This is a genomic window from Nocardiopsis potens DSM 45234 (genome assembly GCF_000341105.1).
GTDB lineage: Bacteria > Actinomycetota > Actinomycetes > Streptosporangiales > Streptosporangiaceae > Nocardiopsis_A > Nocardiopsis_A potens.
The window spans coordinates 33,466-57,157 of the sequence record NZ_ANBB01000062.1 but is presented as its reverse complement, the minus strand read 5'-3'; the positions used below and the strand labels follow the sequence as shown (position 1 = coordinate 57,157).

The window sequence follows — 23,692 nt, the reverse complement described above, 5'->3', positions numbered from 1 at the left end:
CGGCCCCCACCCCATCGACGGATCGGATCCCCCCCCATGCGCACGATCAAGTCCTCGGCCGCGCTCGCGGCCCTCCTCCTCCTGGCCTCGGCCTGCTCCGGCAATGCCAGGGCCGACGACGAACCCGACCCGGCGCCCCTGGAGGGCATGCGCATCCTCCTCGCCAACGACGACTCCGTGCAGGCTGCAGAGGAGGACGGCGCGGACGGCCTCGGCCTGTACGCGATCCGCTCCGAGCTCTGCGCGGCAGGCGCCGACGTGGTGGTCTTCGCCCCCTGGGGGCAGCAGAGCGGGAAGAGCGGCGGCGTCACCACCGAGGGGCCGCTGGGCCTCGGCGCGCCGCCGAGCGTCCCGGACGGCTACGCCGGCGACTGCGCGGGCGCGCCGAGCGGCGGCGCGGTCCACGGGGTGTGCCTGGCGGACGGCCCGTGCGGGCCGGACTCGCCCAGCGCCACCCCGGTGGACGCGGTCTCCTTCGCCCTGGCCCACGGGCTCGGCGCGGTCGCCGGCTGGGACGGCCCGCCGGACCTGGTGGTCACCGGGATCAACTCCGGCCCCAACGTGGCCGCGCTGGTCTCGGCCTCGGGCACCGTCGGGGCCGCCTCCGCGGCGCAGGCCGCGGGCGTCCCCGCGGTCGCGCTCAGCGCCTCGCTCGGCGAGGACATGGCGGTCCACCCCGGCACCTACGATGCCGCGGCGGAGTTCGGCGCCGACCTGATCGCCCGGATGGCCGCCGCCGGCCTGCTGACCGACGCCTACGCGGTCAACGTCAACCACCCGCACACCCCGGGCGGCGGGCCCGCCGCCGAGGTGCGCTGGACCGAGCAGGGCACCGCCTCGGTGCTCGCGGTCGACTACACCGAGGAGGACGGGGCCTACCTGCGCGCTCCCCGGCCGTGCGCCCCCGGGGACCCGGCCTGCGTCCCGGAGTCCAAGGAGAACGCCGACTCCGCGGCCGTCCTGGAGGCGGGCGCGGTCTCCGTAGGAGTGCTCAGCGCCGACCGCACCTTCGCCCCCGACGAGGAGGAGGACGAGGACGACGTGGAGGACCTGCGCGAACTGGTCGAGTCGCTGGACGGGTAGGCCCCGGTACCGCCGCCCCGCGCGCCCGCCGGGCCGGGCCCGCGGGGCGGTCAGGCCACCGCGTTCCCGGCGAACTCCTCGCCGAACGGGATGGGCGTGATGACGTCGATCAGCACCCCGTTCGGGTCGGACACGATGAAGTGGCGCTGGCCGAACTCCTCGCTGCGCAGCGGCAGCAGCGCCGCCAGGCCGCCCTCCTCCACCAGGCGCCGGTACTCCGCGTCGACGTCGTCGACCTCGAAGTTGAGCAGCAGCCCCTGCGCGGCCCGGCCCCGGTGCGAGGCGGGGACGGTCGGGTGCGAGGGGTCGAGCAGGGCGAGCTCGAAGTGCGGCGCGGAGGCCAGGCGCAGGCTCACGTACCAGTCGGCCTCGAAGACGGGCTCGAACCCGAAGAGGCGGGTGTAGAAGTCCCGGGACTCCGCGATGCGCTCGGTGCCGATGACGGTGTAGAAGCCGGTCACGTTCACGGTGGTGCCTTCCTGGAGCGGCGGGGTGCCGGGCCGGGAGCGGCCGCGGCGATGCATACCGACGGTATGTATCGCTAATCTAGATCCATACCGCCGGTACGTCAAAGGTGTCCGGTAGAGGTGTCCGAGCGGAGGGAGCCGCGGTGGCGAGCAAGGCGGAGCAGGGCGAGGCGACCCGGAAGGCCCTGGTGGCCGAGGCGCGGCGGCTCTTCGCCGAGCACGGCTACGCCGGCGTCGGCCTCGCCGGGCTGGTGCGCGCGGCCGGCGTCACCAAGGGCGCGCTCTACCACCACTTCGGCAGCAAGGAGGGGCTCTTCCGCGAAGTGCTGCGCCAGGTCCAAGGGGAGGTCGCGGACCGGGTCGAGCGGGCCGCCGACGCGCTGCAGGACCCCTGGGACCGGCTGTCCGCCGGGTGCAGGGCCTTCCTGGCCGCCGGCGCCGACCCGGGCATCCGGCGCATCATGCTGATCGACGCCCCCGCCGTCCTCGGCTGGGAGGAGTGGCGGGCCATGGACGAGGCGGCCTCGGCCCGGCACCTCGCCGACGCCCTGACCGAGCTGGTCGAGGCCGGCGCCATCGCCCCCCGCCCGGTCGAGCCCCTGGCGCACCTGCTGTCCGGGGCGATGAACGAGGCCGCCCTGTGGCTCGCCCGCTCCACCGGGCCCACCGACGAGGAGGACGCCGTGCGGGAGCTCACCGGGCTGCTGGAAGGGCTGCGCACCCGGGGGTGAGCCCCGGCCGCCAGGCCCGGAGCGGGTCCGATGCCGATGCAGCACAATGGAGGGATGACCGGTTCCGACCTGACCGAGAAGCCCGCACCCGCGAGGGCCTCCGCGCCGCGCTGGACCGCCTCCGCGCTGCGCCGCCGGCCGGCCCAGCGGCGCAGCCTGGAGCGGGTGGAGCGGCTGCTGCACGCCTGCGCGGAACTGCTGGACGAGGTCGGCTACTTCCGGCTCACCACCACCGAGGCGGCGCGCCGCGCCGACCTGCCGATCGGCACCCTCTACCAGTTCTTCACCGACAAGAACGGGCTGGTCCGGGCGCTGGCCGCACGGAACCTGGAGCTCTACGGCGACCGGCTGCAGGAGAGCCTGCGCGCCGCCGGCGCCGCCGACTGGACCGAGGTGGCGGTGCTCGCGGTCGACGAGTACGTCCGGATGCGGCGCACCGTCCCCGGGTTCGGCGTGCTCGACTTCGACCCGCCCGAACCGGAGGAGGACGCCTCCTGCCGGCCGCTGCCCCGGCCGGGCGGCAACGCCCTGGTCGCCGAGCGGCTGCTGGAGGTGGGCACCGCGGTCCTCGGCGAGGAGCGCGACCCCGCCACCGATCGGCGGGTACTGGTCGCGGTGGAGGCCGCCGACGCGGTCCTGGCCCTGGCCTTCCGGGCCGACCCCGAGGGCGCCCCGGAGCTGGTCGCCGAGTGCAAGGACCTGCTCCGCGCCTACCTGGGCGGCGCCGCGGGCTGAACCCGCCCCGCCGCGGATGAGAAGGCTCTCATCGACGCCTCACGGCGGGCTCATGCACGCCCCGCAGGATCGGAGCCAGACCGGGAACCGCTGCCCCGGGAGGCCCCGACCGAGGAGGAACCGTGTCCCCGTCCGTGCTGCTCGCGCTCGCCGTCGACCTGGCCGCGATCGCCGTGCTGGTCCACCCCCTCTACTACCGCAGGCACCGCCGGACCGACCTGCTGTTCGCCTACACCGCGCTGAACGCCGGCGTCTTCGCGGTCTGCGTGCTGCTGATGAACCACCGGGTGGAGCTGGCGGTCGGCTTCGGCCTGTTCGGCGTGCTGTCCATCATCCGGCTGCGGTCGGGGGAGATCACCCAGCGCGAGGTGGGCTACTACTTCATCGCCCTGGCGCTCGGCCTGGTCAACGGGATCGGTGCGACGCGGCCGCTGACCGCGGCGCTGATCAGCGCGGTGCTGCTCGCGGCGATGTACCTGGCCGACCACCCCCGGGTGGCCGGGCGGGCGGAGCGCCGCACCATGGTGCTGGACACCGTCCACCGCGACGACGCGGCGCTCCGCGCCGACCTGGAGCGCAGACTGGGCCGCAGAGTGCTCCAGATGATCGTCGACGAGGTGGACTACGTCCGCGAGACCATGACGGTGGACGTGCGGTTCCGCGGCACCGCCGAGGCCCTGCCGCTCCGCCCGTACGCCCGGTTCGGCACGGTCCTCGGCGGCCGGCGGTGAGCGGCCCGGGCGGCCCCGGCTTCGCCCCGATCGCGCTGGAGGAGGTGCTGCGCACGGCCGGGCTGCAGACCCGGGTCGACCGCAAGTACCTGGTGCCGCGCCGGGCCTTCGCCGAGTTCGAGCGCGGCCTGGCGGGCGGCGGGGAATGGGCCGAGCTGGAGATCGGCGGCCGCCGCGGCTTCGCCTACTCCTCCGTCTACTTCGACACCCCCGACCTGCTCTGCTACCGGCAGCACGCGCAGGGGCGCCGCCGGCGGTTCAAGGTCCGCACCCGCGCCTACCTGGACAGCGGCACCGCGTCCTTCGAGGTGAAGATGGAGGGCGCGCGCAGCGCCACGGTCAAGGAGCGCACCGCCCACCCGGTGGACCGGCCGGATGAGCTCACCCCCGGGGCGCGGGACTTCCTCGCCGCCGCGCTGCACCAGGGGTACGGCATCGAACCGCCCCGCGGCCTGCGGCCCGCCGCCGAGACCCGGTACCGCAGGCGCACCCTGGTGCACCGCTCCGGCGGGGCCAGGCTCACCCTCGACGACGGCCTGGTCTTCCGGGTCGGCTCCGACACGGTGCGGGTCCCGCCCGGCTGGGTCCTGGCCGAATCGAAGTCGCCGGGCGGCGACACCCCGGCCGACCGGTTGCTCCGCTCGCTGGGCGTCCGCCCCCGCCCGATCAGCAAGTACTGCCTGGCGGTGATGTGCCTGTACCCGGGGATCCGGGGCAACCCGTGGCGGCGCACCCTCACCGACCTGTTCGGTCCCGAGGGCGCCCCCCGCCCGATCCGCCCGCTGCGCCGGCCCGCCTCCGCCCGGGAGCCCGCCCCGCCGCCGGCGGAGCGCACCGCGCTCCCGGCGTGAGGCCCGTGGCACGGCGGCCTCTCAGCCGGCCGGGTCCCCGCCGCCCGCCGGCGGCGGGGAGGCGAACAGCGGGAGCACCACCTCGTCCACGATCCCGGTGATCATCGGGTCGGAGATCGGCGGGCCGTGGAAGAGGAAGTGGTGGCGCATCATCGCCTGGCCGGCCTCCAGGCGGCGCTCGGTGATCGCGGCGGGGTCGATCTCGCCGCGCGCCGCGGCGCGCTCGGCCAGGGTGCGCATGGTCGCCACACCGGCCCCGCGGGAGAGCGCGCGGATGTCCGTCCCCTGCTCGGGCGAGACGAGCGCCTCGGAGAGCAGGCCGCGCATCGCCTCGCCGGCGGGGCCGTCGAGCAGCCGCGCGGTGGAGCGGAGCAGCGCCAGCAGATCGCCCCGGAACGACCCGGTGTCGGCCGGCCGCTCCGGCGAGGGCATCAGGTGGTAGAGGGCGTCCATGACCAGCCGGGCCCGGTTGGGCCAGCGCCGGTAGAGCGAGGCCTTGCCGGCCTTGGCGCGCTCCGCGACCCGCTCCATGGTCATCCGGGCGTAGCCGGTCTCGGCCAGCTCCGCCAGGACCGCTTCGAAGATGGCGGTGTTGAGCGCCTCGCCGCGGCGGCGCGACCGCCTGCCGGGGGCGCCCGGTCCGCCGGGAGCGCCCGGCCGCTCCGCGGGCGGGGCGCCGTTCTCGATCGTCGGGGCGTCGTCGGCCACGGTGCGTCTTCCACCTCTCACTGCTCGGCGCCCGCCCGGCGGGGCGGGCACCCCGGATTCTACGGAGCCGCCCGGGCCGACCCGGTGCTCGGCGGGCGGGTGCGGCCGCCCGGCCCGCTGCGGGCCCGCCCCCGGCCCCGCCGTCCCGCCGGGGCCGGGGCGGGGAAAGGTCAACCGGCCCGTCCACCTCCCTCTTCCTCCGGGGCGGGGAACACCAGGCCGGCGGTGCCGTCGACGGTGATCCGGGCGCCGTCGGGCACCGCCCGGGTGCCGTCCCCGGTCCCCATCACGGCGGGGATGCCGTACTCCCGGGCGACGATGGCGGCGTGCGAGCCGATGCCCCCGGAGTCCACCACCACGGCCGCGGCGCGCTGGAACAGCGGGGTCCACGACGGGTTGGTGTAGGGGCAGACCAGCACGTCGCCGCTGCGCATCCGGCCGAAGTCGTCCGGGGTGAGGATCACCCGGGCGGGGCCGGCGGCGGTGCCGCCGCCGGCCGGGGTGCCGGCCGCGAGGGCGTCGCCCTCCCGCTCCCGGGCGAGCCCGGCGGCGTGCAGGTCCAGCATCGGCACCCCGGCCAGCTCCTCGCGCCGGGCCGCCCGGCGGAGCACCTCGGCGCGCAGCCGGGCGGCCTGCTCCGCGGGCATGCCGGGCAGGGAGCCGATCCCCTCCAGCTCCTCGCGCCGCAGGTGGAACACCTCGCCGGGGGAGCGGAGCACCCCCTCGCCGGTGAGCCGGCGGCCGGTCTCCAGCAGCGCGGCGCGCAGCACCGGGATGAGCCGGGTGAAGTGGAAGTGGGTGTCCTCGCGCAGCGCCACCCCGGTGCGGACCCGCCCGACCAGGCGGCGCATGCTCCGCCGCGCGCCGGGAAGCCGCATCAGCGGGTGGGCCAGCACCCGGTCCAGGGCCGCGTCCGCGCGGCCGGTGTCGCGCCCGGGCGGCCGCGAGGCCAGCAGCTTCACCGCCCCGAGCACGGTCGCCGGGGCGTCTCTCCAGGTCGGGGAGGAGACGTAGATCGGGCTGGTGGTCTCGCGGTGCCCGTACTCGTCGAGGAAGGTGGCGAACTCCGCGGCGAAGCCGGTGAACGCCGGGTCGTCGCCGAGCGAGGCGGCCAGCTCCTCCGGGGTGCGCCCGTCGAAGGCGGCGGCGAGCGCGGGGTCCTCGCGGACCCGCTCGGCCAGCGCCTCCAGCGCGAGGTTGGCGTCCTCGGTGCGGGTGCGCGCCCCGTACAGCAGCTCGGGGGTGGTCGCCCCCAGGCCCAGCAGCCCCAGGGTGAGCCGCAGCCGCAGCATCGGCAGGAACCAGCAGGGCAGGTAGTCCACCCGCAGGCCGGTGAGGCGGGGGAGCAGCGCCAGCACCCGGCCGGGCAGCGTGCGCAGCTCGGGCCAGTCCAGTTCGGCGGGGGAGCGGGCGGCGAGCGCGGCCAGGTCCCGCTCGAAGGAGGCGAACCGCGGGTCGCCGGTCCACCGCGCCGCGTCGAACCGGGCGTTCCGGGCGAGCAGCTGGAACGGGCGGACCAGGGTGGCCGGGGTGGGGCGCGGCGAGGGCGGGACGAACCGGGTGACCACCCCGTCCTCCTCGGGGAGGATCGCCGAGATCGGCGGTGTCCGCATCCCGGCCAGGCCGTACGCCATCCCTTCGACCAGGCCGATCATCCCGGCGGTCCAGGTGGTGACGTCGAGCGGGTAGGGGCGGGTCTGGAACATGTCCAGCAGCGTCGGGGCGATCCTGCGCTGGAAGGGGTCGAGCCGGATCGGCTCGGGCGGGACCGCGGTCATCGGCCGGGCCTGGAGCAGCAGGACCCGGCCGCCGGCCAGGGCCCACTCGACGTCCATCGGCCGGCCGTAGTGCTCGGCGACCCGGGAGCCCTGCCGGGCCAGCTCGGCCAGGGCCGGGCCGGGCAGGCCCCCGGCGGAGGGGCCGCCCCGCTCGTGCCGGACGCCGCCGCCCTCGGCGGCGCGCACCACCACCTCGCCGCGCCCGGCCCGGTGCTCCAGCACCGAACCGCGCCGGTCCAGCACGTAGTGCTCCGGGGTGACCAGGCCGGAGACGACCGACTCGCCGAGCCCGCGCCCGGCGTCGACCACGATCCGCTCCCGGTCGCCGCTGACCGGATCGGCGGTGAACAGCACCCCGGCCCACTCGGCGGGCGCCATCTCCTGCACCACGACGGCGATCCGCACCTCGGCGGGGTCGATGCCGATCCGCCGCCGGTAGGCGACGGCCCGGTCGGTCCAGAGCGACCCCCAGCACCGGCGCACCGCGTCCAGCAGGTCGTGCGCGCCGATGACGTTGAGGTAGGTGTCCTGCTGGCCGGCGAACGCGGCGCCGGGCAGGTCCTCGGCGGTGGCGCTGGAGCGCACCGCCACCGGGCCGCCGCCCAGCGCCGCATAGGCCGAGGCCACGTCGTCGTGCAGGTCGGCGGGGATCTCCGCGCCCTCGAACCGGGCCCGGATCGCGGCGGCGGCGGACGCCGCGGCGTCCTCGTCGGCGAGGTCGCCCAGCCGCTCCCGGACCAGCGCGTCGACGCCGTTGTGCGCGGCGACGCGGGCGTAGGCGGCGGTGGTGACGGCGAACCCGCCGGGGACGGGGAACCCGCCGCGGATCAGCTCGCCCAGGTTGGCGGCCTTCCCGCCGACCGCCTCCAGGTCGCTCAGGCAGAACTCGGCCAGCGGGGCGACGGGCACCGGGCCGGCGGTGGTGGGGTCGGAGCCGTTGCGGACGTCGGTCATGGTCTCTCCGTACCTTCTCTCAGGGCCCGGGAGGGGCCGGGTTCGGCCGGGGCTCGCAGGGCGTTCGGCGGTGTCATCGGGGCTCCCCGGGGGCCTCGGGCGGGGCCGCGCCGGCGTGGGCGGTGTCGCGGAGCGGGCGCGCGGGGATGGCGAGGGAGCACAGCAGCGCCGCGGCCATCAGCGGGGCGGCCCAGGCGAACAGCGGTGGAAAGGCGTCGCCGAAGGCCGCGGCGACGGCGGCGCGGTCGTCCGGGGCCAGTTCGGCCAGCGACTCCGGGGAGAGCCCGGCGGCACCGCCCGCCCGCTCGGCCACCGGATCCGGCAGGAGCGCGGCGAAGCGCAGGTTGAGCAGGGCGCCGAAGACCGCGACCCCGGCGGAGGCGCCGACCTGGCGCAGGAAGGTGACCGCAGCGGTGGCGCTGCCCAGGTCGGCGTGGTCCGCGGAGTTCTGCGCGACCAGCACCGCCACCTGCATGACCAGGCCGATGCCCAGCCCGAGCAGGGCGAGCAGCGCCGCGGCCGCCACCGGGGAGGAGCCGGCGTCCAGCCGGGACAGCAGCAGGAGCGCGGCGGTGGCGAGGGCGGTCCCGGCCACCGGGTAGCCGCGGTACCGCCCGGTGCGGGTGATGAGCCGCCCGGAAACCACGGTGGTCACCAGCACCCCCGCCATCAGCGAGGTGAGCAGCGTCCCCGCGGCCGCCGCCGGCATCTCCAGCGCGATCTGCAGGAACGCGGGGGTGAAGCCGACCGTGCCGAACAGGGTGAAGCCGATCAGGAAGGACATCGCGGCGGAGGCGGCGATGGCGCGGTCGCGGAACAGCCGGGGCGGCAGCACCGGGTCGGCGGCGGCCCGGGAGGCCGCGGCCCAGCCCGCGGCGCCGAGCACGAGCAGCGTCGCCGCGGCGGGGACGAACCAGCCGGGCAGGTCCCGGCCCCAGCCGGGGGCGCCGCCCAGCAGCGCCAGCCCGACCACCGCCGAGGCCAGGGCCAGCGCGCCGGCGGCGTCCACCGGCGGCCGCCCGGCGGCGGGGGCGGGGCGGGGCAGCCGCAGCGTGGCCGCGACCAGCACCGCGGCCAGCACGCCCAGCGGCGGGTAGAGCACGAAGATCCACCGCCAGGAGAGCGCGTCCACGATCAGGCCGCCGAGCAGCGGGCCGCCGACCGCGGCGACCGCGTAGGCGGCGCCGATCGCGCCCAGGTACCGGCCGCGCTCGCGGGGGCTGACGATCTCGCCGAGGGCGGCCTGGGCGCCGATCATCAGCCCGCCGCCGCCCATGCCCTGCACCACCCGGCCGGCGATCAGCCAGCCCATCGACGGGGCGGCCAGGCAGACCAGGGCGCCCAGGGTGAACAGGGCGATCGCCGCGTGCAGCAGCGGGACCCGGCCGTAGCGGTCGCCCAGCCTGCCGTAGAGCGGCATCACCGCGGTGGCGGCGACCAGGTAGGCGGTGATCACCGCGGGCATCAGGTCGAGCCCGCCGAGGTCGCCGGCGACGGCGGGCAGCGCCGGCGCCATGGCGGTCTGGTCCAGGGCGCCGAGCAGCATCGCGATGAGCAGGCCGGGCAGCGCGCGCCCGACGCGCACGCCCCCGCCGGCGCCCTCGGCGCCGCGGCGCGGAACCCGGCTTCCCGTCATCGGCGGCCTCCGGTCGGCAGGCGGGCGAACCCCGCATTAAGAAACGGTGCGTTCCCAATGTACGGCCGGCAAAGAGGGAACGCAACGTTCCTTAAAGGGGTTTTTGCCGCCGTCCCCGGAGCGCCGCCGTCCCCGGAGCGCCGCCGTCCCCGGAGCGCCGCCGCGCCCTGCGGCGCCGAGCCGCCGGAGCGGCTCCCGCACCCGTTCGGCCCGCGCGGAAGCGGACCCGCCGGGCGCGCGGCGCCGGCCCGATGTGCGGGAGCCCGCTTCCGGGGTAGGGAGTCGGGCAGGGACGGCAGGCCGAGCGGGGACCGGGTATGGCTCGATCGGAACGCAGGCGGCGGCGGGAGAACCTCGCGCTGAGGATCCTCGGATGCTGCGCGCTGGTCGTCGTCCTCCTCCTCGTCGGGGTGGCCTGGAGGCTGGACACCTACGACCGCAACATCGAGCGCCTCGGCGGGGCGGTCCCCGAGGAGCAGGGCCGGCCCGGCGACGACCCCGGGGAGAACTGGCTGCTCATCGGCTCCGACATGCGCGGCGAGAGCGCCCCGGGCCGGTGGCGGTCGGACGGGGCGCACGCCGACGTCATCATGCTGCTGCACGTTCCCGAGGAGGAGGACCGCGCCTACGTCGTCGCGATCCCCCGCGACTCCTGGGTGGAGATCCCCGGCCGCGGCCGGGACAAGATCGCCGAGGCGCTGGGGGCGGGCGGCCCGCGGCTGCTCACCGAGGCGGTGGAGGAGCTGAGCGGGGTCCGGGTGGACCACTTCGCCGCCGTCGACTTCGCCGGCTTCGAGGAGATGACCGACGCGCTCGGCGGCGTGGCCATCGACCTGCCGCACGAGGTCTACGACCCCACCAACGGCTGGTACTGGGAGGCCGGCGAGAACCACATGGACGGCGCGGAGGCGCTGCGGTTCGTGCGCGAGCGCAAGGGGCTGGACGGCAGCGACACCGGCCGGATCAAGCGCCAGCAGGTCTTCCTGCGCGCCATGGCGGAGAAGGTCGCGGGCGAGGAGGTCCGCGGCGACCCGCGCCGGCTGGACGCGTTCCTGCTGGCGGCCAGCGGGGCGGTCGCGGTCGACGAGGACACCACCATGGGCATGATGCGCGCGCTGGTGCTCCGGCTGGTCGGCATCGGTGCCGAGAACACCGCGTTCATGAGCCTGCCGGTGGAGGCGACCGGCTGGGAGGGCGAGCGGAACGTCGTCTACCTGGACGAGGAGGTCGCCGGCGGGGTCTTCGAGCGGATCCGCGAGGGCGGCCTGGCCGGCTACATGGCCGAGCACGACCTGGAGCACGAGGCGGAGCGGATCGAGACCGGCTCCCCGGCGGGCGGCTGACCTGCGGTGGAGCCCCCGGTTCGGCTCGGTGCCGGGTATCGGATGGATCACTCCGAGCCGCGTTCGGGAAGCTGCAGACCACTCGGTCGGTTCCTGTTCCAGGTGAGGGCGGCGGGCCCGGCCCGCCGCGGGGACGCCGAGAGAAGGAAGACGCATGACCGCGCAGAACGACATCGCGACCGCACGCGAGTGGCAGCTCATCTCCCGCCCGGTCGGCCGGCCCGCCCCCGAGGACTTCCGCTTCGTCGAGCGCGACCTGCGCCCGCTCGAAGAGGGCGAGGTCCGGGTGCGCAACCACTACCTGTCCGTCGACCCCTACATGCGGGGCCGGATGGACGACGCCGAGTCCTACATCCCGCCCTTCGAGCTCTACCGCGCGATGGAGGGCGGCGCGATCGGCGAGGTGGTCGCCTCCCGCTCGGACGAGCTGGCCGTGGGCGACACGGTGCTGCACAACCTCGCCTGGCGGGACCTGGCCCAGGCGCCGGCCTCGGCGTTCCGCCGGGCCCCGCAGGCCCCCGGCGTCCCGGAATCGGCCTACCTGCACGTCCTGGGCATGACCGGGCTGACCGCCTACGTCGGGCTGCTCGACATCGCCGGGTTCAAGGAGGGCGACACCGTCTTCGTCTCCGGCGCCGCCGGCGCGGTGGGCGGAGTGGTCGGCCAGATCGCCCGGCTGAAGGGCGCCGCCCGGGTCATCGGCTCGGCCGGCGGCCCGGCCAAGGTCGACCTGCTCACGGCCAAATACGGCTACGACGCGGCCTTCGACTACAAGCAGGGCGACGTGGCCGGGCAGCTGGCGAAGGCCGCCCCGGACGGCATCGACGTCTACTTCGACAACGTGGGCGGCGAGCACCTGGAGGCGGCGCTGGCCTCGTTCAACCGGGACGGCCGCGCCGCGATCTGCGGGATGATCTCCGGCTACAACAGCGAGCACCCGCAGCCCGCGCCGCGCAACCTCTTCGAGGTGATCAAGAAGGGCCTCACCCTGCGCGGGTTCACCGTCGGCTTCCACACCCACCGGATGCGCGACTTCGCCCAGGAGGCCGGCGCCTGGCTGGCCGACGGGCGGCTGGTCTACGACGAGACCGTGGTGGACGGAGTGGAGAACACCCTGGAGGCCTTCCTCGGCATGATGGACGGCGCCAACACCGGGAAGATGCTGGTCCGCGTCTGAACGCGGCCGCCCGGGGAGGCGGCCCGGGGCGCAGGCGGGGGCGGTCGCGGCCGGAGGGCCGGGCCGCCCCCGCGCGCGTGCGCGGAGGCGTGCCCCGCCCGCTCAGCCGGCCGGGGGCCCCTCGGGGGCGTGCCCCACCGCCGGCAGGATCGCCTGGTCCACGATGGCGGCGATGTAGTCGTCATCGGGGATGCCGAAGCTGTCCACGCCGTACTTGAGCAGCAGCGCCTCGCCGATGTCGAAGACCACCGGGGTGAGCCGGGCCGGGTCGATCCGGCCGTGCTCGGCGTAGTGCAGCAGGACCGTGCGGGTGAACCGGCCGCCGCGCGCGTCGAACACCTCCCGGTACAGGCGCTCGTGCAGCTCGGGGCGGCGGGTCGACTCGTCCAGCAGGGCGCCCATCACCTTGCCGTGCAGCGAGTCCATCAGCGCGTCGCGCATCAGGGTGAGCGAGGCGATCAGGTCGCCGCGCAGGTCGTCGGCGCCGGGGGAGGGCTCCTCCATCGGATAGACCCGGTACAGCGCCTCGAGCACGATGTCCTCCGGGGAGGACCAGCGCCGGTAGAGCGAGGTCTTCGCGGTGCCGGCCCGGCGCGCGATCCCCTCCATGGTCAGCCGCCCCATGCCGTGCTCGGCGGTCTCCTCCATCGCGGCCCGGTGGATCGCGGCGATCAGCTCCTCCCCGCGCCGCCGCTTGGCGCGCGGCCCGGCCCCCTCGGCGCCCCCGCGGTCCCCCTCCGCCGTCCGCTTCCGGTCGGTCACACGGATCTCGCTTCCTTAGATACGGTCCCGTATCTTATAGTCTCCGTATTGGATACGGCATCGTATCTAATTCTCGCTCTCCTTCGAGGACGGATCCATGACCGACGAAACCGCGGCCCGCGCCGCGCCGCCCGGGCCCGCCGCACTGCCCGCGGCGCGCCGCTCGCTCGCCCCCGACCTGGCCCGCGGCTTCATGCTGCTGGTCATCGCCACCGTGCACGCGCACATGTTCCGCCTGGCCATGACCGGCGAGGGGTACGCCCTGGACGGTCCGCTGGACGTCGCGACCACCGCCTTCATGGCGCTGTTCGCGGAGAACCGCGGCTACCCGATGTTCGCCGCGCTCTTCGGCTACGGCCTCGCCCAGATCCACCTCCGCCGCACCGCGGAGGGGCGGGAGTGGCCGTGGGTCCGCCGGCTGCTGCGGCGGCGCGGGCGCTGGCTGGTGGCGATCGGCGTCGCCCACACCGCGCTGCTCTTCTTCGGCGACGTCATCTCCGTCTACGGGCTCATCGCGCTGCTGTTCGCCGGGGTCCTGCGCTTCACCGACAAGCGGCTGCTCGCCCACGCCTTCGCCTGGATGGCCGCCGGCAGCCTGCTCTACGCCCTGGTCGAGAACGCGGCGTTCGGCGCCGCGCAGGGCGAGGCCCAGGCCGGCGAGGCGACCCCGCTGAGCGACATGGCGATGCGCCTGCTGACGCTCCCGTTCTTCTGGCCGCTGATGATCTCCATCTCGGTCTTCCCGTTCATGGTGGGCGTCTGGGCCGCCCGCCGCCGCCTGCTGGAGGAGCCCGAGCGGCACCGCGCCCTGTTGCGCAGGACCGCGCTCTTCGGGATCGGCGCGGCGGTGCTCGGCGGCCTCCCGCAGGCGCTGGTGAACATCGAGGTCTGGTCCGTCGCTCCGATGGCCGCGTCCGGGATCTTCTGGGTGCACCTGCTGGCCGGGTACGCGGGCGGATTCGGATACGCGGCGCTCATCGCGCTCATCGCGATCCGGCTGGGCGACCGGCGCGGCCCGGTGGTCACCGCGCTCGCCGCCACCGGGCAGCGGTCGATGACCTCCTACCTGCTCCAGTCGGTGGCCTGGGCGGTGCTGATCCCGCCGTACATGCTGGGCGTCGCCGGGTCGCTCACCGACGCGCAGGCGGTCGGCCTGGGCGTGGCGGTCTGGCTGGCCACGGTGGTCCTGTCCGACCTGATGCGCAGGGCCGGCTTCAAGCAGGGGCCCGCCGAGTGGTTCCTCCGCCGGATGACCTACGGGCGCCCGGCGCCCGCCCCCGCCGAGGGGGCCCGGGCCGGCTGACCGGGGCCCGGCGCCCTCACCGCTCCGCGCGCAGGTTGGCGGTGAGGGCGTCGAGCATCCGGGTGAAGGCGCGCCGCTCCTCTTCGCCGAACCCGCGCAGCGCCCGCTCGGAGAGGGCGTTCATCTCGGCGTCCAGGGCGGCGCGCAGGCCTTGGCCGCGCTCGGTGAGCCGGACGCTGACCAGGCGGGCGTCGGTGGGGTGCGGGTGCCGCTCGACCAGGCCGGACGTCTCCATCCGGGTGACCGTCCGGGTGACGGTGGGGGTGGCCAGGGAGAGCCGGCGGGCGATCTCGCCGGGGGAGAGGCCGTCCTCCCGCCACAGGCACATCAGCACGAACTGCTGCCCCTCCCGCACGCCGTGCCGCTCGAACGCGACCCCGGCGGCCTGCAGCATCGCGTTCTTCGCGGACCAGAACGACGGGACGAAGTCGTCCTCCCAGGCGCGTAGCCGGTCCTGCATCCGCCCTCCTCATCGGTCTGTTCGCAACGTCCGGTTGACGGCTTTTTCGTTAGCCGACTAATGTTTCCGTGCAGATCGTTGTCCGGCTAATGGTAGGAGCAGTGCCATGCCCTCGCGAGCCCGCAGCGCCGCCGACCCCGCCCGGGGCTGGGGCGGCGACGCCCTGGACCTCGACGCCTACCTGGAGCGGATCGGCCACCGCGGCCCGGTGGCGCCCGACGCGGAGACCCTGACGGCGGTGCACCGCGCGCACAGCGCCGCGATCCCGTTCGAGAACATCGACGTGCTGCTGGGCCGGGAGATCCCGCTGGACGTCGAAGCGCTCCAGGACAAGATGGTCCGCCGCGGACGCGGCGGCTACTGCTACGAGCACGGCCTGCTGCTCGCCGCGGCGCTGGAGCGGATCGGCCTGCAGGCGACCGGGCACGCCGCCCGGGTCCGGGTCGGCGGCGGCCTGCGCCCCGCCACCCACATGGCGCTCACCGTCGAGACGCCCTCGGGCGCCGTGCTCGCCGACACCGGCTTCGGAGGCGGCGGCCCGCTCTACCCGGTCCCGCTGCGCGCCCCGGAGACCGAGGCCGCCCAGGACGAGTGGACCTACCGCCTCACCGACGAGGGCGACGGCGTCTGGGCCCTGTCCTCCCGCACCGGCGACACCTGGGACGAGCTCTACGGCTTCACCGAGGACCCGCGCTACCGCGGCGACTACGCGATCCTCAGCCACTACCTGTCCACCTCGCCCCGCTCCCCGTTCACCGGCCGGCTGATGGTCCAGCACACCGAGGCGTCGGTCCGCCGCCGCCTGACGGACACCGCCCTCACCGAGGAGCACCCCGACGGCACCGTCGACCGCCGCGACCTCGCCCCGGAGGAGGTCCCCGAGGCGATCCGCGACGTCTTCGGCATCACCCTCACCCGAGACGACGCCGAAGCGGTCGCGAAGGCTGCGGCGGGTTTCACCGAAGAGGACTGACCGGACACGGCGGACCGACCGAGAGGTCACCCCCGCACGCGCGGGGAGCACAGCACGGCCAGGTGGGTGCGGGCCTCGCCCTCGGGACCATCCCCGCACGCGCGGGGAGCACCTTCTCCAGGATCCCGGAAACGTACTCTTCGGGGGACCATCCCCGCACGCGCGGGGAGCACGACAACCCGTGGGCGCAGGTGGACGCCGCCCCGGGACCATCCCCGCACGCGCGGGGAGCACTCTCTCTGACCTGGGGTTCTTTCTGGCGGGGAGGCCGGTTCGCGCAACTTCGCCTGGCGCCGGTTCGGGCGGGGCTCCTGATCAGGTCGCGGTGGCCTCCGCGAAGGAGCGGAAGATGAGCACTGCGGAGGCCGCCCCCGGGTCCTCGTGGCCGATGCTGCGTTCGCCCAGGTAGGAGGCCCTGCCCTTGCGGGCCTGCAGGGGGATGGTCGCCTGGGCCCCGTCGTAGGCCGCGTCGGCGGCGTCCCGGGCGGCCTCGGCGAGCGCCGCGCCCTTCTCCGCGGCCTGCTCCAGGGCGGCGACGGCGGGGGAGAGCGCGTCGACCATCGTCTTGTCGCCGGGCTGGGCGGCGCCCATCCGCTGTACCGCCTCCAGGCCGGCGCGGAGGGCGGCGGCCAGCTCGGCCAGGCCGGGTTCGGCGCCCTCCAGGTTCTTCCCGGTGGTCCGGAAGAAGGAGCCGTACAGCGGCCCGGAGGCCCCGCCCACCTTGGAGATCAGCGTCATCCCGGTCTTGGTCAGGACCTCGCCGGGCCCGGCGGCGTCCAGCGCGGCGAGGGCCTCGCGCGCGGCGCCCAGGCCCCGGTCCATGTTGGCGCCGTGGTCGCCGTCGCCGATCGCGGCGTCCAGCTCGGTGAGGCGTTCCTTGTCCTCCGCGACCGCCTTCGCGGCGGTGCCGATCCAGGCGGTGGCCTGCCCGGCGGTGAAAGCGTCCATGTCCTGCTGCTCCTCCTCTGGTCCTGCCGTTCTGCCGCGGTCCTGCTAGACGCCCCAGCGCAGGGCCGGGGTGTTCACCGGGGCGTCCCACAGCTCCAGGAGGTCCGGCTCGGCCTCGCAGACCGTGATCGAGCAGCCCGCCATGTCCAGGCTGGTGACGTAGTCGCCGACCAGGCTGCGCGCGACGGCCAGGTCCCGCTTGCCGAACTCCTTCGCCACTTCGCCGAAGACCAGGTAGAGCTCGCTCAGCGGGGTCCCGCCCAGGCCGTTGACCAGGACGATCGTCTCGCTCCCGGCGGACAGCGGGCGGTCGCCCAGGATCGCGCCGAGCATCTCGCCCACCAGCTCCCGGGCCGGGCGGAGCTTCTCCCGGCGGCGGCCGGGCTCGCCGTGGATGCCCACGCCCACCTCGATCTCGTCCTCCGGCAGGTCGAACCCGGGGCGCCCGGCCGACGGCACGGTCCCGGAGGTGAGGGCGACCGCGAACGAGCGGGACGCGGCGTTGACCCGCCGGCCGATCTCGGCCACCGCGTCCAGGTCGTCGCCGCGCACCGCCGCCGCCCCGGCGATCTTCTCCACCAGCACCGTGGCGCCGGTGCCGCGCCGCCCCGCGGTGAACGTGGAGTCCTCCACCGCGACGTCGTCGTCCACCAGCACCTGCCGCACGCGCAGCCCGCCGTCCTCGGCCATTTCGGCGGCCATCTGCGCGTTCATCACGTCGCCGGTGTAGTTCTTGACCACCAGCACGACGCCCTCGCCGCCGTCGGCGGCCTCCAGCCCGCCGAGGAAGCGGTCCGGTGTCGGGGAGGTGAACACTTCGCCCGGGCAGGCGGCGTCCAGCATGCCGTCGCCGACGAACCCGGCGTGCAGCGGCTCGTGCCCGGAGCCGCCGCCGGAGACCAGCCCCACCTTGCCCCGCACCGGCCCCCCGGCGCGCGACACGACTGAGGTCTCGATGTCCACCCGCAGGTCGGGATGGGCGGCCGCGAAGCCCGCCAGCGCATCGGAGAGGTATCCGTCCGGGGTGTTGAGGAACTTCTTCACGCTGGGTCTCCCTGGTCGTCCGCGGGTCGGCGGTGGTTCGGGTCGCGCTGCACCGGCGCGGCGGCCCCGGGCGAAACGCCGGGGACGCGCCGCTGACGCCGGCGCGCTCTGTCGGCTAGCGTAAGCCTCCATGGACGCCACCGTCGGTATCGTTCTCGTCTCGCACAGCGCCAAACTCGCCGAGGGCGTGGCCGAGCTGCTGGAGCAGCTCGGGGCCAGGCCCGGATCGGTGGTCGTCGCCGGCGGCGGCCCCGACGGCGGCCTCGGCACCTCCCCGGACCTGGTCGCCGAGGCGGTCGCCCGCGCCGACCGGGGGGCCGGGGTGGTGGTGATCCCCGACATCGGCAGCGCGGTGCTCACCGCCCGGCTGGTGCTGGAGGACGAGCCGGGGGAGGGGGCGGTCCTGGTCGACGCGCCGTTCGTCGAGGGCGCGGTGGCCGCCGGGGTGCTGGCCGCGACCGGTGCCGCGCTGGAGGCGGTGGTCTCGGCCGCGCGCGAGGCCTACACCGTGCCGAAGTTCCAGGCCTGAGCCCGTACCGGCGGCGCCGGGCCGAACCGGAAAAACCCCTTGCCAGGGGCCCATATCCTAGGGTCCGATATGTTGACCTCGCCCTCGGACATCTCGCTCTCCGACCTCCGCGGCCGGCTCGCCGACCTCACCATCGCCGACCGCCACCGGATGCGCCGCCGTATCGACGGACTGCAGAAGATCCGCGACGCCGGCAAGCGGGCGAAGACCGCCGCCCGGATCTCCTCCGACATCGACCTCGCCGAACTGCGGGTGGAGCAGCGCAGGGCCGCGCTCCCCGAGCCGTCCTACCCGCCCGAGCTGCCGGTCAGCGGGCGCAAGGACGACATCGCCGAGGCGATCCGGGACAACCAGGTGGTGATCGTCGCCGGCGAGACCGGGTCCGGCAAGACCACCCAGCTGCCCAAGATCTGCCTCGAACTGGGGCGGGGCGTGCTCGGCACCATCGGCCACACCCAGCCGCGCCGGATCGCCGCGCGCACCGTCGCCGAGCGGATCGCCGAGGAGCTGGGCGGCGGCATCGGCGAGACGGTCGGCTACAAGGTCCGGTTCACCGACCAGTCCTCCGACGAGACGCTGGTCAAGGTGATGACCGACGGCATCCTGCTGGCCGAGATCCAGCGCGACCGGATGCTGCGCAACTACGACACGATCATCATCGACGAGGCGCACGAGCGCAGCCTCAACATCGACTTCCTGCTCGGCTACCTCAAACGGCTGCTGCCCAAGCGCCCCGAGCTCAAGCTCGTCATCACCTCGGCCACCATCGACCCCGAGCGGTTCTCCCGGCACTTCGGCGACGCCCCCATCGTGGAGGTGTCCGGCCGCACCTACCCGGTGGAGGTCCGCTACCGCCCGATCGAGGGCGACGGCGACCCGGACGACGACCGGGCCGACCAGCGCGACCAGGTGCAGGCCGTCTGCGACGCGGTGGACGAGCTGCGCGGCGAGGGCCCCGGCGACATCCTCGTCTTCCTCAGCGGCGAGCGGGAGATCCGGGACACCGCCGAGGCGCTGGGCAAGATGCGGCTGCCCGACACCGAGGTGCTGCCGCTGTACGCCCGGCTCTCCTCGGCCGAGCAGCACCGGGTCTTCCAGCCGCACCGGGGCCGGCGCATCGTGCTGGCCACCAACGTCGCCGAGACGTCGCTGACCGTCCCCGGCATCCGCTACGTCATCGACCCCGGCACCGCCCGCATCTCCCGGTACAGCCACCGCACCAAGGTGCAGCGGCTGCCCATCGAGGCGGTCTCGCAGGCCTCGGCCAACCAGCGCAAGGGCCGCTGCGGCCGGGTCGCCGAGGGCATCTGCATCCGGCTCTACTCCGAGGAGGACTTCCTCTCCCGCCCGGAGTTCACCGACCCCGAGATCCTCCGCACCAACCTGGCCTCGGTCATCCTGCAGATGGCCTCGCTGGGCCTGGGCGACGTCGCCGCCTTCCCGTTCGTGGAGGGGCCCGACCACCGGCAGATCAAGGACGGCGTGCACCTGCTGCACGAGCTGGGCGCGCTCGACCCGGATGAGGCCGACCCGCGCAAGCGGCTCACCGAGACCGGGCGCCGGCTGGCCGAGCTCCCGGTCGACCCGCGGCTCGGCCGGATGGTGCTGGAGGCCGAGCGGCGCGGCTGCGTCCGCGAGGTGATGATCATCGCCGCGGCGCTGTCGATCCAGGACCCGCGCGAGCGCCCGGCCGACGCCCAGCAGGCCGCGCAGGCCAAGCACGCCCGGTTCGCCGAGAAGGAATCGGACTTCCTCGCCTACCTCAACCTCTGGTCCTACCTGAAGGAGCAGCAGAAGGCGCTCTCCGGCAACCAGTTCCGCAAGCTGTGCCGCACCGAGTTCCTCAACTACCTGCGGGTGCGCGAGTGGCAGGACATCTACGGCCAGCTCAAGCAGGTGGCCAAGGGCATGGGCATCACGCTGAACACCGCCGCCCCCGACCCGGCGAACGTGCACGCGGCGCTGCTGTCCGGGCTGCTGTCGCACGTCGGCCTGAAGGACCCGGAGAAGCACGAGTACCTGGGCGGCCGCGGCGCCCGCTTCGGGATCTTCCCCGGTTCGGCGCTGTTCAAGAAGCAGCCGCGCTACGTGATGGCCGCCGAGCTGGTGGAGACGTCGCGGCTGTGGGGGCGGATGTGCGCCCGGATCGAGCCGGAGTGGGCCGAGGAGCTCGCCGGCCACCTGGTCAAGCGGACCTACAGCGAACCGCACTGGGAGAAGAAGCGCGGCGCGGTGATGGCCTACGAGCGGGTCACCCTGTACGGGGTGCCGATCGTGGCCCAGCGCAAGACCGGCTACGCCAAGGTCGACCCGGCGCTCTCCCGGGAGCTGTTCATCCGGCACGCCCTGGTCGAGGGCGACTGGGACACCCACCACAAGTTCTTCCACTCCAACCGGCGCCTGCTGGAGGAGGTGGAGGACCTGGAGCACCGGGCCCGCCGCCGGGACATCCTCGTCGACGACGAGGCGCTGTTCGCCTTCTACGACGAGCGGGTCGGCGCCGAGGCGGTGTCGGCCGCGCACTTCGACGCCTGGTGGAAGAAGGCCCGCCGCGCCGACCCGGACCTGCTGGACTTCTCCAAGTCCATGCTGATCAACGACGGCGCCGAGGAGGTCAGCGAGGAGGACTACCCGGACGCCTGGTCGCAGGGCGAGTTCAGCTTCCCGCTCACCTACCAGTTCGAGCCGGGCACCGAGGCCGACGGGGTGACCGTGCACATCCCGCTGGAGGTGCTCAACCAGGTCGGCGACGAGGGCTTCGACCGGCAGATCCCCGGCCTGCGCAAGGACCTGGTGACCGCGCTGATCCGGTCGCTGCCCAAGCCGCTGCGGCGCAACTTCGTCCCGGTGCCCGACCACGCCGCCGAGGTGCTCGGCCGGCTCCCCGCCGACGACGGCACCCCGCTCACCGAGGTGCTGGCCGCCGAGCTGAGCCGGATGAGCGGCGAGCGGATCACCCCGGACGACTTCGACGTCGAGCGGATCCCCGACCACCTGCGCATCACCTACCGGGCGGTGGACAAATCCGGCCGCCGGCTGGCCGAGGGCAAGGACCTGTCCGCGCTGCGCGGCGAACTCAAACCCCGGCTGCAGAAGGCCATCTCCGCCGAGGCCAAGGGCATCGAGAAGAAGGGCCTGACGCAGTGGGACTTCGGTCCGCTGCAGCGCACCTTCGAGCGCAAGTCCGCCGGGCCGACCGTCAAGGGCTACCCGGCGCTGGTGGACGAGGGCGACAGCGTCGCGATCCGGATCTACGACACCGAGGCCGAGCAGCGCGCCTCGATGCGGCGCGGACTGCGCCGGCTGCTGCGGCTGACCGTCCCCTCACCGGCCGCGGTGATCCGCAGAGGGCTGGACAACCAGGCCAAGCTGGCCCTGGGGCACAACCCGCACGGCGGCGTGGACAAGCTCTTCGACGACTGCGCGGACTGCGCCGTCGACGCGCTGACCGCGCGGTGGGCCGCCCGGAACACCCCCGAGGGCGGGGAGTGGCCCGGGGTGTGGGACCCGGACGCGTTCGCGGCGCTGCGCGAGTACGTCCGCGCCGAGCTGGGCGACGTCCTGGACGAGGTGGTCCGCTGGACGGCCCGGATCCTCGCCGAGTCGCACAAGACGGCCAAGAAGATGAAGGGCACCACCAGCATGGCGGTGCTGCCCTCGCTCAACGACGCGCAGAACCAGGTCGCCGGGCTGATCCGGCCGGGCTTCGTCGCCGACGCCGGCCTGGACCGGCTGCCGCACCTGCACCGCTACCTGCGCGCGGTGGAGTACCGGCTGTCCAAGCTCGCCGAGAACCCGCGCCGGGACCAGGTCGGCATGGCCAAGGCCGAGCAGATGCGGCAGGCGGTGCAGCGGGCCGTCGGCTCCCTGCCCGCCGGCCGCGCCGAGGACCCCGACGCCCGCGAGCTCCGCTGGATGCTGGAGGAGTTCCGGGTGAGCCTCTTCGCCCAGCAGCTCGGCACCGCCTACCCGGTCTCGGAGAAGCGCATCCAGAAGGCGATCCAGGCCCTCAAGGACTGACCGGGGCGGACGGCCGGGGACCGCGAAGGCCGGGGCCCGCCCCGGCCGGTCCGGCCTCCGGGCGCCCCGGCGGCGCTCCGGAGCAGGGGCGCGCCCCGGGGACCGCCGCGCGGGGGCGGCGGGGCGCCCCCGCACCCGGTGCCCTTCCCGGTGGCGGTCCCGAGCGCGGAGGCGAGGCCCGCCCCGCCCCGGCCGGGCGCCGCACCCGGCCGAACCGGGTGCGGAGCGCCGGCGGTGGCCCCGTCGCCGGCACTCCGCGCCCTGGGCCGGGGCGGCCGGTCAGGACCCGGCGAACCGGGTCAGCAGGCCCGCGACCAGGGCCACCTGGTACGGGGTGGCGCTGATCAGGACGTGCTCGTCGCGGGAGTGCGGGCCGGAGCCGGCGGCGCCGAGGCCGTCCAGGACCGGCCTGCCCAGCGCCGCGACCAGGTTGCCGTCGCTGGCGCCGCCCACAGAGATCTGGCCCAGCTCGCCGCCGAGGTCCCGGGCCACGCCCGCGGCCAGCTCGAACACCCGCTCGGTCCGGGGCCCGGGGTTCATCGGCGGGCGGTTCCACTCGCCGGTGACCTCGATCTTCACCCGGCCGTCGGCCGGGGCGAGCGCGGCCAGGCCGGCGTCGACGCGGTCCTGCTCCGCCGGGTCCTGGATCCGCACGTCCACCTCGCAGGAGGCGCGGCCGGCGACCACGTTGCGCGCGGTGCCGCCGGAGAACAGGCCCACGTTCACCGTGGTGCCGCGCTCCGGCGCGGCCAGCGCGGTGATCTGCGGGACCAGCCCGGCCAGCGCGTGCACCGCGCTCGCCCCCGCCTCCGGGTCCAGCCCGGCGTGCGACTCGATCCCGGTCGCGGCCACGTCGAACAGCCCCATGCCCTTGCGGCCGGTCTTCACCTTCCCGGCCCGGCTGGGCTCCAGCACCAGGGTCAGGTCGGCCGCGGCGCCGGCCCGCTCGATGTGCGGGCGGGAGGCCGGGCTGCCGATCTCCTCGTCGCCGTTGAGCAGGATGCGCACCGGGGGCGCGGGCAGGCCGAGCTCGCGCAGCGCCCGCAGCGCCCACACGCCCTGCACGATGCCGGCCTTCATGTCGAAGCAGCCGGGCCCGCTGAACCGGTCGCCGTCCACGGTGACCGGCCACTCCCGGATGGTCCCGCGCGGCCACACCGTGTCGTAGTGGCACAGCAGCAGCACGGTCCCCGGGCCCTCCCCGGGGTGGTCGAGCTCCAGCACGTCGCCGTGGGCGCCGCCGCCGTGCCGGATCCGGGCGGAGGGCGGGCCCAGCCGCTCCTCCAGCCACGCCTCGATGTCGTCCAAGCCGGCGTCGAGCAGCTCCTTGTCGTTGCTGGGCGTCTCGTGCTCGACCAGCCGGCGCAGGTCCGCCAGGACCTCGGGCAGGTCGCGCCGGGCGATCCCGGCCAGGTCCGCGAGGCCGGCCGCGGCTTCGGTCACGTCGTCACCTTCTCGT

The 23,692-nt window shown here is 75.2% G+C and carries 20 protein-coding genes; 11 read left to right on the top strand and 9 right to left on the bottom strand.

The genetic code is table 11. From position 1 onward, the window contains the following. Nucleotides 1-36: 36 nt before the first annotated feature. Entirely contained in the window at nucleotides 37-1,083 is a 1,047-nt protein-coding gene (locus D459_RS0124690; protein ID WP_017595681.1) for a 5'/3'-nucleotidase SurE, read from the top strand. A 50-nt stretch (nucleotides 1,084-1,133) separates the two neighbouring features. On the opposite strand, the gene D459_RS0124685 is transcribed toward D459_RS0124690, so the two are convergent. Beyond that, nucleotides 1,134-1,607 carry a VOC family protein gene (locus tag D459_RS0124685; protein ID WP_017595680.1) on the bottom strand — a complete coding sequence of 158 codons (474 nt, stop codon included), beginning with the start codon at nucleotides 1,605-1,607 and terminating at the stop codon, nucleotides 1,134-1,136. 86 nt (nucleotides 1,608-1,693) lie between these two features. Here D459_RS0124685 and D459_RS0124680 point away from each other — a divergent pair, with 86 nt between their 5' ends. The 4 genes from D459_RS0124680 (at nucleotide 1,694) to D459_RS32680 (ending at nucleotide 4,598) form a co-directional block, all read left to right on the top strand. Then, entirely contained in the window at nucleotides 1,694-2,281 is a 588-nt protein-coding gene (locus D459_RS0124680) for a TetR/AcrR family transcriptional regulator (protein ID WP_017595679.1), read from the top strand. 54 nt (nucleotides 2,282-2,335) lie between these two features. Next, nucleotides 2,336-3,016, top strand: coding sequence for a TetR/AcrR family transcriptional regulator (locus tag D459_RS0124675; RefSeq protein WP_017595678.1), 681 nt, complete (start codon nucleotides 2,336-2,338; stop codon nucleotides 3,014-3,016). Nucleotides 3,017-3,138: 122 nt separating this feature from the next. Next, nucleotides 3,139-3,747 carry a DUF4956 domain-containing protein gene (locus tag D459_RS0124670; protein WP_017595677.1) on the top strand — a complete coding sequence of 203 codons (609 nt, stop codon included), beginning with the start codon at nucleotides 3,139-3,141 and terminating at the stop codon, nucleotides 3,745-3,747. After that, entirely contained in the window at nucleotides 3,744-4,598 is an 855-nt protein-coding gene (locus D459_RS32680) for a polyphosphate polymerase domain-containing protein (RefSeq protein WP_017595676.1), read from the top strand. Before D459_RS0124670 ends, D459_RS32680 begins: the two co-directional genes overlap by 4 nt. Nucleotides 4,599-4,619: 21 nt before the next feature. Here D459_RS32680 and D459_RS0124660 read toward each other — a convergent pair whose 3' ends face one another. From D459_RS0124660 to D459_RS0124650, 3 genes are all read right to left on the bottom strand, one after another. Next, the gene (locus tag D459_RS0124660) at nucleotides 4,620-5,306 is read right to left on the bottom strand and encodes a TetR/AcrR family transcriptional regulator (protein ID WP_017595675.1); all 687 of its coding nucleotides are present in this window, start codon (nucleotides 5,304-5,306) and stop codon (nucleotides 4,620-4,622) included. 170 nt (nucleotides 5,307-5,476) lie between these two features. Further along, nucleotides 5,477-8,038 (bottom strand): PEP/pyruvate-binding domain-containing protein, encoded by a 2,562-nt coding sequence (locus tag D459_RS0124655; protein ID WP_017595674.1) that lies wholly within the window; start codon nucleotides 8,036-8,038, stop codon nucleotides 5,477-5,479. A 73-nt stretch (nucleotides 8,039-8,111) separates the two neighbouring features. Beyond that, on the bottom strand, nucleotides 8,112-9,674 hold the full coding sequence (locus D459_RS0124650) for an MFS transporter (protein ID WP_017595673.1): 1,563 nt from the start codon (nucleotides 9,672-9,674) through the stop codon (nucleotides 8,112-8,114). A gap of 317 nt (nucleotides 9,675-9,991) precedes the next feature. Here D459_RS0124650 and D459_RS0124645 point away from each other — a divergent pair, with 317 nt between their 5' ends. Both D459_RS0124645 and D459_RS0124640 read left to right on the top strand, forming a co-directional pair. Further along, nucleotides 9,992-11,017: an LCP family protein gene (locus tag D459_RS0124645; RefSeq protein WP_020380324.1), complete on the top strand. Its 1,026-nt coding sequence runs from the start codon at nucleotides 9,992-9,994 to the stop codon at nucleotides 11,015-11,017. Between the two features lie 154 nt (nucleotides 11,018-11,171). Beyond that, nucleotides 11,172-12,194, top strand: a complete 1,023-nt coding sequence (locus tag D459_RS0124640) for an NADP-dependent oxidoreductase (RefSeq protein WP_017595671.1) — start codon at nucleotides 11,172-11,174, stop codon at nucleotides 12,192-12,194. A 102-nt stretch (nucleotides 12,195-12,296) separates the two neighbouring features. On the opposite strand, the gene D459_RS0124635 is transcribed toward D459_RS0124640, so the two are convergent. Beyond that, a complete protein-coding gene (locus D459_RS0124635; protein WP_017595670.1) occupies nucleotides 12,297-12,956 on the bottom strand; it encodes a TetR/AcrR family transcriptional regulator in 660 nt (219 codons plus the stop codon). Between the two features lie 97 nt (nucleotides 12,957-13,053). On the opposite strand from D459_RS0124635, the gene D459_RS0124630 reads away from it, so the two are divergent. Continuing rightward, nucleotides 13,054-14,259, top strand: a complete 1,206-nt coding sequence (locus tag D459_RS0124630) for a DUF418 domain-containing protein (protein WP_017595669.1) — start codon at nucleotides 13,054-13,056, stop codon at nucleotides 14,257-14,259. Between the two features lie 16 nt (nucleotides 14,260-14,275). Here the strand turns inward: D459_RS0124630 and D459_RS0124625 are convergent, their stop codons facing one another. Then, nucleotides 14,276-14,719, bottom strand: coding sequence for a MarR family winged helix-turn-helix transcriptional regulator (locus D459_RS0124625; protein ID WP_017595668.1), 444 nt, complete (start codon nucleotides 14,717-14,719; stop codon nucleotides 14,276-14,278). A 106-nt stretch (nucleotides 14,720-14,825) separates the two neighbouring features. On the opposite strand from D459_RS0124625, the gene D459_RS0124620 reads away from it, so the two are divergent. Beyond that, nucleotides 14,826-15,692, top strand: a complete 867-nt coding sequence (locus D459_RS0124620) for an arylamine N-acetyltransferase family protein (protein ID WP_017595667.1) — start codon at nucleotides 14,826-14,828, stop codon at nucleotides 15,690-15,692. A 315-nt stretch (nucleotides 15,693-16,007) separates the two neighbouring features. Here D459_RS0124620 and dhaL read toward each other — a convergent pair whose 3' ends face one another. Next, a complete protein-coding gene (gene dhaL / locus D459_RS0124615; protein WP_017595666.1) occupies nucleotides 16,008-16,640 on the bottom strand; it encodes a dihydroxyacetone kinase subunit DhaL in 633 nt (210 codons plus the stop codon). Nucleotides 16,641-16,685: 45 nt separating this feature from the next. Beyond that, nucleotides 16,686-17,684 (bottom strand): dihydroxyacetone kinase subunit DhaK, encoded by a 999-nt coding sequence (dhaK, locus tag D459_RS0124610; RefSeq protein ID WP_017595665.1) that lies wholly within the window; start codon nucleotides 17,682-17,684, stop codon nucleotides 16,686-16,688. Between the two features lie 130 nt (nucleotides 17,685-17,814). Between dhaK and dhaM the strand changes: the two genes are divergently transcribed. After that, complete coding sequence (gene dhaM, locus D459_RS0124605) at nucleotides 17,815-18,213, top strand: dihydroxyacetone kinase phosphoryl donor subunit DhaM (protein WP_017595664.1); 399 nt, start codon at nucleotides 17,815-17,817, stop codon at nucleotides 18,211-18,213. Nucleotides 18,214-18,282: 69 nt separating this feature from the next. Further along, nucleotides 18,283-22,233: an ATP-dependent RNA helicase HrpA gene (hrpA, locus tag D459_RS0124600; protein WP_017595663.1), complete on the top strand. Its 3,951-nt coding sequence runs from the start codon at nucleotides 18,283-18,285 to the stop codon at nucleotides 22,231-22,233. A 279-nt stretch (nucleotides 22,234-22,512) separates the two neighbouring features. Here hrpA and D459_RS0124595 read toward each other — a convergent pair whose 3' ends face one another. Then, nucleotides 22,513-23,676 (bottom strand): M20 family metallopeptidase, encoded by a 1,164-nt coding sequence (locus D459_RS0124595; protein ID WP_017595662.1) that lies wholly within the window; start codon nucleotides 23,674-23,676, stop codon nucleotides 22,513-22,515. Nucleotides 23,677-23,692: the final 16 nt, after the last annotated feature.

Bases quoted from the DNA above. Each gene is read 5' to 3' on its own strand.
- D459_RS0124690 (WP_017595681.1), top strand. From the start codon at position 37: ATGCGCACGATCAAGTCCTCGGCCGCGCTCGCGGCCCTCCTCCTCCTG.
- D459_RS0124685 (WP_017595680.1), bottom strand. From the start codon at position 1,607: ATGCATCGCCGCGGCCGCTCCCGGCCCGGCACCCCGCCGCTCCAGGAA.
- D459_RS0124675 (WP_017595678.1), top strand. From the start codon at position 2,336: ATGACCGGTTCCGACCTGACCGAGAAGCCCGCACCCGCGAGGGCCTCC.
- D459_RS0124655 (WP_017595674.1), bottom strand. From the start codon at position 8,038: ATGACCGACGTCCGCAACGGCTCCGACCCCACCACCGCCGGCCCGGTG.
- D459_RS0124650 (WP_017595673.1), bottom strand. From the start codon at position 9,674: ATGACGGGAAGCCGGGTTCCGCGCCGCGGCGCCGAGGGCGCCGGCGGG.
- D459_RS0124645 (WP_020380324.1), top strand. From the start codon at position 9,992: ATGGCTCGATCGGAACGCAGGCGGCGGCGGGAGAACCTCGCGCTGAGG.
- D459_RS0124640 (WP_017595671.1), top strand. From the start codon at position 11,172: ATGACCGCGCAGAACGACATCGCGACCGCACGCGAGTGGCAGCTCATC.
- D459_RS0124630 (WP_017595669.1), top strand. From the start codon at position 13,054: ATGACCGACGAAACCGCGGCCCGCGCCGCGCCGCCCGGGCCCGCCGCA.
- D459_RS0124625 (WP_017595668.1), bottom strand. From the start codon at position 14,719: ATGCAGGACCGGCTACGCGCCTGGGAGGACGACTTCGTCCCGTCGTTC.
- D459_RS0124620 (WP_017595667.1), top strand. From the start codon at position 14,826: ATGCCCTCGCGAGCCCGCAGCGCCGCCGACCCCGCCCGGGGCTGGGGC.
- dhaL (WP_017595666.1), bottom strand. From the start codon at position 16,640: ATGGACGCTTTCACCGCCGGGCAGGCCACCGCCTGGATCGGCACCGCC.
- dhaM (WP_017595664.1), top strand. From the start codon at position 17,815: ATGGACGCCACCGTCGGTATCGTTCTCGTCTCGCACAGCGCCAAACTC.
- hrpA (WP_017595663.1), top strand. From the start codon at position 18,283: ATGTTGACCTCGCCCTCGGACATCTCGCTCTCCGACCTCCGCGGCCGG.